6 protein-coding genes and 1 riboswitch are annotated in these 13,441 nt (G+C 47.0%); of the genes, 1 reads left to right on the top strand and 5 read right to left on the bottom strand.

Annotation, left to right across the window (positions count from 1 at the left end; genetic code table 11):
* Positions 1–743: 743 nt before the first annotated feature.
* Positions 744–1,865: a hybrid sensor histidine kinase/response regulator gene (locus LAY57_RS16025; protein ID WP_249067787.1), complete on the bottom strand. Its 1,122-nt coding sequence runs from the start codon at positions 1,863–1,865 to the stop codon at positions 744–746.
* On the bottom strand, positions 1,862–8,578 hold the full coding sequence (locus tag LAY57_RS16030; RefSeq protein ID WP_249067788.1) for a PAS domain S-box protein: 6,717 nt from the start codon (positions 8,576–8,578) through the stop codon (positions 1,862–1,864). Before LAY57_RS16030 ends, LAY57_RS16025 begins: the two co-directional genes overlap by 4 nt.
* A gap of 568 nt (positions 8,579–9,146) precedes the next feature.
* A riboswitch (Glutamine riboswitch) is annotated at positions 9,147–9,230 on the top strand.
* A gap of 32 nt (positions 9,231–9,262) precedes the next feature.
* On the opposite strand from LAY57_RS16030, the gene LAY57_RS16035 reads away from it, so the two are divergent.
* Complete coding sequence (locus tag LAY57_RS16035; RefSeq protein ID WP_249067789.1) at positions 9,263–9,688, top strand: hypothetical protein; 426 nt, start codon at positions 9,263–9,265, stop codon at positions 9,686–9,688.
* Between the two features lie 208 nt (positions 9,689–9,896).
* Here LAY57_RS16035 and LAY57_RS16040 read toward each other — a convergent pair whose 3' ends face one another.
* The 3 genes from LAY57_RS16040 to LAY57_RS16050 are packed head-to-tail and all read right to left on the bottom strand — an operon-like array spanning position 9,897 to position 13,409.
* A complete protein-coding gene (locus LAY57_RS16040) occupies positions 9,897–10,727 on the bottom strand; it encodes an ABC transporter permease (RefSeq protein ID WP_249067790.1) in 831 nt (276 codons plus the stop codon).
* A gap of 3 nt (positions 10,728–10,730) precedes the next feature.
* Positions 10,731–11,642 (bottom strand): ABC transporter permease, encoded by a 912-nt coding sequence (locus tag LAY57_RS16045; RefSeq protein WP_249067791.1) that lies wholly within the window; start codon positions 11,640–11,642, stop codon positions 10,731–10,733.
* Between the two features lie 24 nt (positions 11,643–11,666).
* On the bottom strand, positions 11,667–13,409 hold the full coding sequence (locus LAY57_RS16050; RefSeq protein WP_249067792.1) for an iron uptake porin: 1,743 nt from the start codon (positions 13,407–13,409) through the stop codon (positions 11,667–11,669).
* Between the last annotated feature and the right edge of the window lie 32 nt (positions 13,410–13,441).

Genomic DNA, 13,441 nt, shown 5'->3' on the forward strand with positions numbered 1-13,441 from the left:
TGTCCCCCTTGTCCCCCTTGTCCTCCTTGTCCTCCTTGTCCCCCTTGTCCTCCTTGTCCTCCTTGTCCTCCTTGTCCCCCTTGTCCCCCTTGTCCTCCTTGTCCCCCTTGTCTCCCTTGTCCTCCTTGTCCAATAGCGTCAATCCAGAGACAGCTGGCTATGAGAGGAATTGCTATGCTTTTGTTGACTTAAGAACATTTTTATTTTTTTTCTCCTCTGCGCCTCTGCACAATAGCTCAAATAGCATAGTAAGTACAGAAAAGCCATTTGTTCGAGATTTTCGTAGTTGTCTGTTAAAAACAATTTAAGAAGTTCATCCATATTGGCTTACGAATAAAGTTCAAAAGAATCTGTTGATTAACTTGTCTCAATACTTCTTGCACTTTAGTCGAGTTAGATTTTGCAATACTTGTAGCCTCGTCTTCCATCACATCTCTTTATTATAAACGACAGATCGTGTAGTGTTTTTGAGCATTTAAGTATGGGATTTATTAACCTCAGTAAAAACACTTAAATTCTGGCTCTTCCGTACTTACTATGCTATTTGAGTAGAGGGGGAGAGTGGGAGAGTGGGAGAGGCGGAGAGTGGGAGAGGGGGAGAGGGGGAGAGGAGAAAAGAAATAAAAATGTTCTTAAGTCAACAAAAGCATAGCAACTCCGAAAGAGCCGTATTAAACGCTCAAAACAAGGCGAGAACTGTGTTTGTACTCAGCACTCAGCACTCAGCACTCAGCACTCAGCACTCAGCACTCAGCACTCAGCACTTTGCTATATGTGATACTTGTACGCATAGCTGACAAAGTGATTTCAAAAATGGCTCCTTTCGGTTGATTGTTTCTGACACAAATCTCGCCACCATGTGCCTCAACGACCATTTTGCAGAAGGCTAAACCCAACCCTATTTGAGAGATATCCGGCATCAGAGTTCCAATCTCATATTTCTCAAAAATCTTGTGCTGCAATGTATCAGGAACACCCTTTCCAGAGTCGATCACCTGGATTTTGGCATCGCCAGATGTGAGGAATTCTAGATTCACTATGATTTGACTATTGGGTGGGGAAAACTTAATTGCATTCGAGATGAGGTTATCCAGCGTTCGATGTATCATGGTGGCATCAACAGAGACTTTCCGACAGGGTGCTTCTGGTAATTGACTGACCAGGGACAGATTGTTTTGCTCGGCGATGACTTCAAAGTTTGATATGGCAGACTCTATGAGATCGCAGAGATCGACCTCTGTACAATTGAGACGAATTTTACCGGATTCGAGTAAGGCAATTTGCAATAAATCATCAATTAATACCTGTAGTTGTTGTGCTGAGGAGTAAACTTGAGCCAGTTTGTTTTTTTGTTTTTCTCTGGGATAGTCTAAGCTTCTAAGGAGTTCTAAGCCAAACAAGACACCAGCCAGGGGATTGCGTAAATCGTGGATTACCATTTTAACCATATCTTCCCGCAATTTGAGTAAGGTTTGCAGGTCGTCATACTGATGCTTAATTCGCAGCATAGAGTTAACTCTAGCTCGCAGTTCAGTAGCATTGACAGGTTTACTGATGAAGTCGTCGGCTCCGGCAGTTAGACAGTTAGCAAGGTCTGATTTTGTACTTAATGCTGTCACCATAACGATCGGAACGGCTTGCCATTTCGACATGGCTTTGATTTGGCGACAAACTGCGATGCCGTCTGTTCCCGGCATCATCACATCCAGCAGAATTAGATCGGGATTGAAGGTGTCTAGCGTAGCGATCGCGTCTTCACCGCTGGCAGCATAATGCAACTGATAGTCTCGATCGCTCAAAAACGTTTCAATCACATCAAAATTATTGGGGTCGTCGTCAACGACCAAAATAGATGGTACATTCATGGGTTATGTTTCTGTAAACTTAACAGTTGTTGAATAGTTGTTGCCAATTGCTTTAGCTTGAGGGGTTTACTAATGTAATCATTTGCCCCAGCTTCTAAGCAACGATCTCGATCACTCGTCATGGCTAAGGCAGTTAGGGCAACGATCGGCACATCAACTAAGTTTGGATCGCGGCGGATCTGCTGCATGGCTTCTAGACCATCTATCCCAGGCATTTGAATGTCCATCAGAATCAGATCGGGATTTTCAGACTTAGCTAGGGCGATCGCCTCCTCTCCATTTTTAGCCAAAATAATCCGATAGCCTTTAGCTCTCAGGTAGCTCGAAACCGTACTGATATTGGCTTCGTTGTCTTCTGCCAGCAAGATTAAGGGAGAGCCTTCCTGTTCGGGCTGGCTGAGTTCGATGTGGGGTGCGGTCTGGGATTCCAGGTTAGGAGAGGATGGCGCAGCAACAGAACAGGGAAGGTCGATCGTGAAGCAACTTCCTACCCCCACCTCGCTAGTTAGCCCCACCTGCCCGCCGTGGAGTTCGACAATGCGTTTCACCAACGCAAGCCCCAAACCTGTCCCCTGATATTGGCGATTCAGAGCGCTATCGATTTGGATAAAGGGCTGAAACAGTTTGTTGATATTTTCTGGGGCAATGCCGATGCCTGTATCGATAACGGCAATTTGCAGGTAGTCCCTCACCTCCAACCCCTCTTCCTGGGGGCTTAGACCTTGGATCGAAGTAGCGGGGGAGATGGGGAGATGGAAAACGGAAATCTCCCCTGTGCCCCTCTTCTCCCCTGCTCCTGTGTCCCTGTGCCCCTCTGCCCGCCTTTGACGGCTGACTTCTAGGGTGATGCGTCCTCCTTCTGGGGTGAATTTGACAGCATTGTTGAGTAGGTTGATCAAGACTTGGCGGATGCGCCGTTCATCAATCAATAAATCGGGCAGATTGAGTGGCAGTTTAATCTCTAGCTGGAGGCGTTTTTGCAGGGCTTGTTGTTTGATGAATGCCTGACTGGATTGACACAGACGATTAATTGAAACTGCCGTAAAATCCAACTCCATCTGACCCGATTCAATTTTGGCGACATCCAAAATGTCGTTGATTAACTCTAGTAAGTGAGAGCCACTGCGCTCAATGGTTTGTAAAGCCTTAATTTGTGCTTCATTAACTATGCCAAAGACTGCCTCTTGTAGCCCCTCAGTCATGCCCAGAATGGCGTTAAGGGGGGTGCGGAGTTCGTGACTCATGTTCGCGAGAAATTCGTCTTTAAGGCGGGTAGCACGCGCAAGTTCTTCGTTAGAAACTGCCAATTGTTGGTTGCGCTCAGTGACTTGCTGCTGCGCTTGTTGTCGTTCGGTAAGTTCTTGCTGCAACTGCTCAAATAGGCTAGCTTGCTGAATGGCGATCGCTAACTGGTTAGCAATTTGTTGCAAGAGTTGCGCCTCAGACTCTTGCCATACTCGTTTTTCTCGACAAGCATGGATAATTAAAACCCCCCAGAGCTTATTGCTTTGGTCTGGGGCCACCCATCTGTGGGGTTCACTGCCTCGCACTTCTTGCAGAATAGGTGCAACGATTTTGGACTGAATTTGACCTTGAATGCAATATTCTACTAGGCAATCACTCGAGATATCAGTCATCACATCAGGGACAATGCGCGGCTTACCCTGCCAGTAGCAGTTGAGGATTTCTTGAGACCAAACTTCATTATCCCAGTGGCGATCCTTGAGAGCGGGGAACTGACTAGATACAGATTCCTTAACAATTTGACTTCTGCCATTGCCAAATAGCCGGAACACGATGACGCGATCGCCTCCCAAGATTTCTTTGACTTGCTGCGTCACAGTCACCAAAATTTGGTTAATATCCAAGGATTCGCGAATTTGCTGGACGATCACTCCCAAAGCTCGCTGCCGTTCTAATTGTAAAGCGATCGCTTCTTCTGTTTGCTTGCGGATCACCAGTTCCGATTGCACCTGTTCGTAGAGATTAGCTTGCTGAATCGCGATCGCTAATTGGTTAGCAGTTTGTTTGAGTAAATTGATTTCCCAGTCTTCCCACTGGCGCGGAAGATCGCATTGATGGATAATCAGCAATCCCCAGAGAGTGTGATTCTGAACAATTGGAACTACGAGTTTCGCTCTGACATGAATTTCTGCTAGGAATTGAATCAGACAAGGTAAAACTGGCTGGTTTTCATCTTCGCGATCGCTGAGGGCATACACTCTTCCTTGGATATAGCGCTCATAATTCTGTTCTGGGAAAACCTCTTGAGGAAAGACGATATCGAGAATTTTGGGCCATTTTGGCAAGACAGATTCAGCAATGGCAGCCCCCGTTCCTCCCGGAAACACCCGATAAACCAGCGCTCGGTCTGATTGTAAGACCTGACGGATTTCCTCAACAGTGGTATTGAGAACTTCGTCTAGATTCAGAGACGATCGCATCCGTTGAGTAATCGCTCCCAGCAAACGTTCCTGTTTTGCCTGTTGTTGCAATCTCAATTCGGTTTGTTTGCGATCGCTAATATCGCGACATACACAAATCAACAATCCATCTGTAAGAGTAAGAGATAGACCTTCAGTAAAAGTCGAGCCATCTTTACGGGTAGCGATCGCTTCTCCCTCCCAAGCGCGATCGCGCCCCAGCACTGGAAAAACTTCCTGCTCAAACCGTTCTAACTCCTCTAGGGAATACAAACCTCTCCAGTTTTTACCGACCAATTCTTCGGGATATTCGTAACCAAATAGTTCTAAATGAGCTTGATTTAAGTAGAGGTAGGTGTCTCCTTGCATAATTGCAATGCCATCGATCGCCGCCTCAATTGCCGCTGCCTGCTGCGTCATCGCCTGCTCGTTTTTTTTGCGATCGGTAATGTCTTGAATCAAGACCAGTAAGTGTGTCAGTCCGTCATTGCTTGATAGGACAGAAGTAGAAATGGCGACAGTTCGTTTGTGCCCATCTTGATGCTGGATTTCCCTTTCTTGAGCGATCAGATTTTCCCCTTGCCGTATCTTTCCCAAACGGGCGATCGCTTGTTCTCGATCCAAGGGATCGGGGTATAAACTTTGATACCACCCCAGACGGTTAATATCTTCTAAGGTGTAGCCTGTAATCGCTTGCATTTTCTGATTCCAGACTGTGAAGCGGATAAAAGGAAACTCCTCAACTTCATGGAAAACACACAGACCTTCTGCCATGTTTTCTACAATTTGTTGACGGAAAGTATTTTCCTGCTGGAGAGTTGCTTGAGCCAATTTGCGGGCGGTAATGTCGAAGCGAATTGCTAGATACTGGAAAGGCCGCCTTTGTTCGTCCAGAAAGGGGACGATGGTGCTGGCAAGCCAGTACAGGCTACCGTTCTTGGTGCGATTGCAAATTTCACCGCGCCAAATCTGACCACTGGTAATGATGCGCCATAGGTCTTGGAAAAAAGCGGGGGGATGGTAGCCAGAGTTGACAATGCGATGGGTTTGACCGAGCAGTCGATCGCGGGAATAGCCAGATATCTCGCAAAAGCGATCGTTAGCGTAGGTAATAACTCCTTGAGCATTGGTGATGGCGACAATCGCGGAATGATCGAGGGCGAGTTTGAAAGCGGAAAGTTCTTGAATTAACTGCTGGCGTTCGAGTTCAGCTTGTTTGCGATCGCTAATATCAAAATTGATCCCAATCATGCTCTGGGGATTGCCTTGGGCATCTCGCGCTACCACTCCATAGGCTTTGATAAAGTGGATGCTGCCATCGGGATGCAACACCCGAAACTCGGTATCGAATTCTGCCTGTGCTAAAACGGCTTGCTGGAGCAATGTTTCGGTGGAGATGCGATCGTCGGGATGTATTCCGTTTGCCCAAATTTCGTAGACCAAACGAGACTCAGATGATTGGGTGACTCCATACAGCTCGTACATCCGCTCATCCCAAAGCAGAGTGTTCTTGACAATATCCCATTCCCAACAGCCGATCTCTCCAGATTTGAGGGACAAGGCGAGGCGCTTGGATAATTTCTGTAGTTCCGCTTCGGCAAGTTTGCGATCGCTAATATCAAAGTTGAGCCCAATCATGCTCTGGGGATTGCCCTGGGCATCTCGCACCACCACTCCATTGGCTTTAAGAAAGTGGATACTACCATCGGGATGCACGAACCGATACTCGGTATTGTATTCTGCCTGTCCTAAGACGGCTTGGTGGAGCAATGTTTCGGTGGAGATGCGATCGTCAGGATGTAGCCCGTTTGTCCAACTGTCGTAGGTTATAGGGGAATCAGATTGTTTCGTGAAGCTAAACAGTTCGTATATCCGCTCATCCCCAACGATGGTGTTTTGTTTAATGTCCCATTCCCAAGCACCGATCGCCCCAGATTTGAGGGACAAAGCGATGCGATCTGATAGTTTTTGTAGTTCGGCTTCAGCTCGTTTGCGATCGGTAATATCTTTGGCGATGCCTAAAAAGCCGATAATTTGCTGATTGACATCCTTGAGGGGGGTGATGGATAGCGACACAGGAAAGCGAGAGCCATCTTTGCGGATATAGCTCCACTCTTCTTCGCTGACAATACCTTGGCGGGCTTTGGCCACAAGAACCTCAAAGCCGGGAGGCACATCTTGCCCCAATTCGGCACAGAGGGAGGCGGCTCGGTCAATTACCTCCCTGGCATCATGGATGAGTGCAGGTGTGGCAATGCCGACCATTTCTGTGGCACTATAACCCAGCATCCCTTCGGCTGCGGCATTAAAGGTTTCGATGATGCCAGTTAGGTCAGTGGAGATAATAGAGTAATCAGCACCATTGAGGATAGCGTGTTGTAGGCTGTTGACTTGTGATAGCTCTTGGGTGCGCTCTGCGACTTTGGCTTCTAGTTGTTGATTGAGTTGGTGTAGTTGTCGAGCAGCCTGTTTGCGATCGCTAACGTCTCGAATCATAAAGAGAGCTTCATCTTCGCCGCTCTTGACAACTCTGACTTCTTCATCTTGCAAGCGATCGTCAATCTGCACCTGTTGTTCATAAACTTGCAGTTCTCCTGTGCGTAAGGCTTGTTCTAGGTAGTGTAGATGTCGAGTTGCAATCTCTGGTGGTATAACATCTACCATCGCCAAACCAGCAGTGTCGAAATCTGCTGGGAGAAAGTCGATCTCACGATTGGCTGTCACGCCCCCCCGATAAATACCATTGGCATCTATGCGAAACATGAAGTCGGGAATGGCGGCTAATATGGCTCGGCTTTGGGCTTCGCTTTGGATCAGGGCAGCTTCAGCAAGTTTGCGATCGCTAATATCTGTCACCGTACCTACATAGCCGACCACTTGCCCCTCTGCATCAAGTTCCGCAACAGATTGCCCATATACCCACGTCACTGCCCCGTCAGGACGTTGAAAGCGATATTCAAGCTGGAAGGGGCGATTTTCTTGAGCAGATTGATACCATTCAGCGGCGATCGCATCGCGATCTTCCGGGTGGAGTCCTTGTCGCCATCCCTCTCCAGCTGCGGTTTTTGGGGTGAGTCCGCCGATTTGACACCAGCGATCGTTGACATAGACGCAATTGCCCGCAGCATCGGTGCGAAAAATCCCTACAGGAGCCACAGCGGCAAGGGTCGCATAGCGTTGTTCGCTCTCAAGCAGGGTGGCTTCGATCCGCTTTCGCATTGCCAGTTCATTCTGCAACTGTTGGTGGGTGGTGGCTTGCTGAAGGGCTTTAATCTTCAGGTCGGATGTCCGAGCTTCTATCTTTTGCTCTAGCTCAAGGTTACGATTTTCTAGCAGTGCCACCTTTTCGCGTTCTAGTGTCACCACTTTCTCTTCCAACTTCTCCGCCAGCTTGTAGAGTTCCAGCGGGTTGAGGGCTTGCAGCAAACTGGTCTGGGTGACGATGCCCAATAACTCCCCTTGCTCGTTCGTCACCACTAACCGCCGGATCGATCGCTGCTCCATCATCTGCTGCACAGTCCAGAGCGAATCGTCGGGTCTAACGGCAAAAATCGGCGTACTCATTACCACCTGTGCATTACAGTTTGCGAGATTTAAGCCCAATGCCTGAAATTGCACTAGATCCCGCTCGGTAACAATCCCTACTGGAATTTGCATTTGCACGGGTTCAGTGAGGCGACTACCTGATTCCACAATCATCACGGAACTGACGTGGTGCTTTGCCATCAGTTGGGCGATCGCGAGCATAGAACTATCCGGTGCAGCACAAATTACCTCACTTGTCATCACCTCAGATACCAGTCGCAACCGCAACAGGTCAATCGGTCGGGAGGTTTGCCGTAGACTTTCGTGGGTGACAAGCCCCACCAGGCGGTTCTGCTCATCTACGATGGGTAAATGGCGAATGTGGTGGTGCTGGAGTAGGTTAATGGCAAAAAACAAATCTGTGAAGGCAGACTGGCGTAGGGTGATGATGGGGTGTGCCATCACCTGTCGCATCACCAAGCTGTCTAGGGTTTGCTGCTGGACGCTCAAGCGCACTACGTCTCGCTCAGTCACAATACCTAGCAACTGGTCGTTTTCCACTACTAACACGCAGCTAGATCGTGCCTCTAGGTGGAGGTTGTCCAGTTGACTATCTGCCGTTTTAGTAGTTGGGCAGATAGTCCTCACGCCGCTCATTTGGGCGATCGCTTCCATCACCGTTGTATCGGGCGAAACCACCAAGGGTTCTCGGACGATCGCTGCCCTAAGTTCTACTGGGGTGAGAGCCGTAGTACGAATGAACATGAGTTTTATCGGGTTTTATTGCTTATCTACCCCGCCTTTCATCCCAACACCATAGCAGCTTCTGCTTGGTGTTGGGATGAAAGGCGGGTTAAAATATATTCAAGATCGAGATTGGAACGCAGCAATTAATATTCTAAATATTGCGCTATCCATCTTAGGTAAAATGTTAGAAAATACCGTCGGGCAGACGGAAATTAACGCCTCTGGAGAGAATGGCCTCTGCTTGGTTGGGTCAACTCAATTAAGTAAGCCGACTCGTGGAAAGAGGAAGCCCAAAGAGTAATCTTTGGAATCCCGCGCTATATTTGGTACTCCGAATTAGCGCCGGGAGGATGTCAAGCTATAGCAATCGCCAGGGCGGTTAAGACATTCTTAATTCCTGAAAACCTTGATTCTAAACCTTTCTTCCCCTAGCCCCTAGCAAGAAAGCCCCTAGTCCCTAGCTATAAAGCTCTACTCCGTCCTCTCAAATCAAGTGCCACAAACCCACTTATTGAAGAAAATGTCTGGAATTCCTGACATGAAGTTGCGGTTGTAGAGAAATTATGTAACAATAAATACAGAAACAAACGTTCATCCCATTTCTTTGGAACTACTTAGCATTAAGTTTGAGGAAAGGGACGGAAGTAGGGAATTCCCGAAGGAACGCGCTTCATTTTTTGGAAATGCGATGGAGCGTCTGTCATGAATATGCAGTGGCAAACTTATAAGAACTTAGAACTGATTCCCGATCCAGTAACGGAACCTCAAGCGAGTAACTCAGCATTTATAACTCGGTTAGGCAAAGGTTGGCGATCGCTTGTTGATACAGTTGTCGAAAAGTTTCCTGAACAACGACAAATTCAGCATTTAGAAAAGTGCTGGTCTTTCAATTGGACTGAAAGCAGCAGTACGAATCGGGCGATGATTTGGTCTACCCTTTGGCTGATCCTGAACCAACCCATTTTCACTAAAGGCTTGACAACCTCCCCCGAACCTGAGATCCGCCAGTTGAGCGATCGCAAAGGGCACGTTTTTTGGAGTGCCTACGACCCACTGACAAGGCAGGAGATTTTTCTAGAGTCTGAGGAAGAGGTGCAAATTTGGCTTGAAGAACGCCTCTATCGCTAACTTACAGCGCTTTTCAGGTAAGTTAGGTACATAGAAACCCGGTTTCTTGAAGAAACCGGGTTTCTAGTTCCAAAGTGCCTAAGTCCTGTTGCAGTTATAGCAACCGATGAAAGTCAGTTAGGACGTTCTTAATTCCACCAAACCCTTGATTCGTCGCCCTTCTGACCCTAGCCCCTAGCAAGAAAGTCCCTAGCCCCTAGCTATAGTTCTATCCTTGCTTTGATTTACTCTGACGGTTGGAAAGGTATTGAATGACAAACAAAGCTACCCCAATTAGTAAAAACGAAAAAATCGTGGTGATCGTACCCAAAGCATATAGAGTAGGAGAAGTCACATTAGTAGTCATACCAAAGATTTCCAAAGGCAGAGTGTTTGTTTCTCCAGAAATCAATGACGTGCGAGTGAATTCGTCATAGGAAAGGGTAAAACCGAGCAACCCAACTCCCACCACACTCGACGCAATCATAGGAAAGACAATCTGCCAGAAAGTCGTCATCTCACTGGCACCCAGATCGCGTGCTGCTTCTTCATAAGCAGGATTAAAACGACCGAAAATACCGAGCATAATCAGAAATGCAAAGGGTAATGTCCAGGTCAAATGTCCTGCTAGTGCAGACGAATACCACTGATTGTCAATCCCCACCAAACCAAACACAATTCCTATTCCCAGAGAAACTAGAATGCTAGGCACGATCAAACTAGAAATGGTCAGATAAAAAATTAGATTTGACCCGGCGAAACGACGGCGGAATGCCAATCCTGCCATAACGCTGAAGACAACGGTAACCACCATGACGATTAATCCTAAAGTAAGCGATCGCCAAAACGCTTCCACAAAGTTTCCGACTCGCTGTTGGCCAAAAACCGCACCGATCCAGTAAAAACTGAATCCCCGCATTGGAAAGGTAAGCTGCCCTTCTGGGCCTTGCAGAGACAGCAAAAAGACGGCAAACATCGGCCCATACAAAAACAGCACAAACAGTCCAAAAAAGCCTGCCAACAGATAATAAGAAAGCGGTTTCTTTTTCTTCTCAGCCATGACTTATAGCTCCTTGCGAATATCAACGGCACGTAGAATTGCAAACACAATCGTCAGCGTGATGATTAAGAGAACTATCGCGTTAGCTGCCGCCAAAGGGTACTGCAAACTATCCAACTGATTTTTAATTAAATAGCCCACAGAAGAAGATTTGCCACCACTCATAATTCGCATCGTGGCAAATTCACCCATTACCAAAGTGACAACAAAAATGGAACCGATCGCAATTCCGGGTGCAGCTAACGGCACAATGATTTCCTTTTGGATTTGAAATGGTGATGCTCCAGCATCTTCAGCGGCTGAAACCAGATTGCGATCGATCCGAATCATGCTATTAAAAATTGGTGCCACCATGAATAAGGCATAGAGATGCACCATCGCCAGCACTACAGAAAAGTCCGAGAACAGAAAAATTTCAATTGGCTGTTTAGTCAGACCTAATCCCATCAAGGCTTGATTAATTAGCCCTTCCCGTCCCAGAAACGGAATCCAAGAAATCATCCGAATAATGTTGGAAGTGAGAAAGGGAACCGTACAAATCAGAAACCAAATGGTTTGCAATTTGGGATTTTTGATGTGGAATGACAAGAAATAAGCAACCGGATAGCTGATCGACAAACAAACTAACCAGACTAAAAACGCAAACTTGAACGTATTTAGATAAGTTGCCAAATAGACTTTGGATGTAAAAATTCCCAGATAATTGTTTAAGGTGAATCCGGGAAACATGGCAAAGCCATTGAAATTCCAAAAACTAACTACAACGATCGCTGCAATTGGAATCACCAAAAACAGCAGAAACACGAGAGTTTGCGGTGCTGAAAGCAAGTAGGGCTGGAGTGCTTTCCAGTTAACTCCTTTGGCACGACGAGACCGAGTTGGTTCGCCCGAAGTTGGTAATTGAGTAACCGCCATAATAAATATCCCGATTGAGGAACATCAGAAATTAAAGTTGGTACGAATCATCCCAACAAAGATTGTGTCGTTCGAGCTATTGTGTTCTGGGTTGGTAATCACCACAATGCCCGGTGTAATGCCAATGTTGTCGGTGACTTGAAACTTGTAAAAAGCATCAACCATGATGGAAGTGTCTCGATCTTCAAAACCTCTCACATCGTTTTCTGTAACTTTTGAGGGCATTCCCACTACAATGCCGCCCAAATTTCCTTCTTTAAACAAATCTGGAAAAGCTAGAGCGCCTGCCCAAGCTTGAATTGTGGCATCTGCTCCCTTACCAAATCCGGCTTCTGCCTTCGCCTTGGCAAAATAGTACCAGCCACTCACAATAAATCTAGGGCTAAATGAATACTGTGCTTCAATGCCGTATCCATTAGTTGAACTGGGGAAAGGCCCAAAGGGAAATGTAGAGTTTTGACTGCCAAAAAAACCACCTGGGGGAGCATTACCACTGCCGTCGTCGTAGGCGTGCAAGTAGGTTAAAGCAACCGCAAATTTATTCAAGGGCTTGACAGTAATTTGTGCTAATGCACCGTAAGGGCCATTAAACAATCCGCTAGTTGGATCGTTTGCTGTTGGATTACCAGCTAGATAACCACCACCAATGTTAATCGCTTTGGTGATGTTGTAGTTGAATCCCGCACCTGTGACACCGCTGGGAAAGTAAATCGGACTGCGGAGAGCAAATCCAGTCAGAACGGTGTCGTAGTCACCATCAAGAGGATGTAGAGTTGGCACGAATAAATCTAAAAACCCGAAGGCTTCGACAAAAAATGTGCCGCGATCGCCTAACGGAAAGCGATACTCTAACTGGTTGATGGAAACTCTGTTATCGCTGGGAGATGAAAAAGCCAACCTAGACATTGCTGTTCCGGTAGCCTCATCCAGCGAGGGAGTATTCCCTGCTTGCAAGCGCATAATGAGCTTATCTTTTCCGGTGAAGCTACTGGTGAGGATCAGGCGTATCCGATCTGTGAAGATTAAATTGTCATCAACATCTTCGCGATCGGACCCAGAAGGTCTAGGACTATTCGGCACACCAAAATCTCCTGGTGTTGCTGGTAAAATCCCAGCACCAGAACCAACCGCTTTTTGGTCTCCAAAGACATTCACTAGCGCAAAGACAACGTATCCGCTGAGCTTAGTGGTAGTGGAAAACTGTTGACTTTCTAACCTTGCAGTTCGGGCTTCTAACCCATCCACTCGACCGCGTAACGTTGCCAGTTCTGCGGCAAAATCTTCTTGCAGCCGCCGCAAAGCTTCCAGGTCTTCTTTGCGGACAGAATCGGGAGTTGCACTAGCGATGAGTTCCTGAATCCTATTTAAGCAAGCATTTAGTCCCGCTGCAAATTCGTATCTTGTAATAGCACGATTGCCGCGATAGGTTCGATCGGGATACCCTTCAATGCACCCATAGCGTTCGACCAAGGATTGCAATGCGCCAAAAGCCCAATCTGTTGGCTGTACGTCTGTTAACTGAGAAACAGAGGTTACTTGCCCCTCCAATGTACCGCTTTGATTTGATTCCAGTTCGGAAACCGGAGTTACGCGATCGGGTAACGCACCTTGCTGCTCAGTATTTTCCAATGTAATAACTGATGAATCGATCGCTGACTCGCGATCGGTCCCTTTAATTTCAGTAGCACATACAGATGAAACAGCCATTAGTAGCAAAAAAGGTACGACAAAGCCCTTCCCCAGGCCATGCCTGAGCAATTTCAACATGATTCAACTCCTCACACCACAAAAATTGGAAA

The sequence above is a fragment of the Argonema antarcticum A004/B2 genome, assembly GCF_023333585.1.
GTDB classification, from domain to species: Bacteria; Cyanobacteriota; Cyanobacteriia; order Cyanobacteriales; family Aerosakkonemataceae; genus Argonema; species Argonema antarcticum.

Bases quoted from the DNA above. Each gene is read 5' to 3' on its own strand.
- LAY57_RS16030 (WP_249067788.1), bottom strand. From the start codon at position 8,578: ATGTTCATTCGTACTACGGCTCTCACCCCAGTAGAACTTAGGGCAGCG.
- LAY57_RS16035 (WP_249067789.1), top strand. From the start codon at position 9,263: ATGAATATGCAGTGGCAAACTTATAAGAACTTAGAACTGATTCCCGAT.
- LAY57_RS16025 (WP_249067787.1), bottom strand. From the start codon at position 1,865: ATGAATGTACCATCTATTTTGGTCGTTGACGACGACCCCAATAATTTT.
- LAY57_RS16040 (WP_249067790.1), bottom strand. From the start codon at position 10,727: ATGGCTGAGAAGAAAAAGAAACCGCTTTCTTATTATCTGTTGGCAGGC.
- LAY57_RS16045 (WP_249067791.1), bottom strand. From the start codon at position 11,642: ATGGCGGTTACTCAATTACCAACTTCGGGCGAACCAACTCGGTCTCGT.
- LAY57_RS16050 (WP_249067792.1), bottom strand. From the start codon at position 13,409: ATGTTGAAATTGCTCAGGCATGGCCTGGGGAAGGGCTTTGTCGTACCT.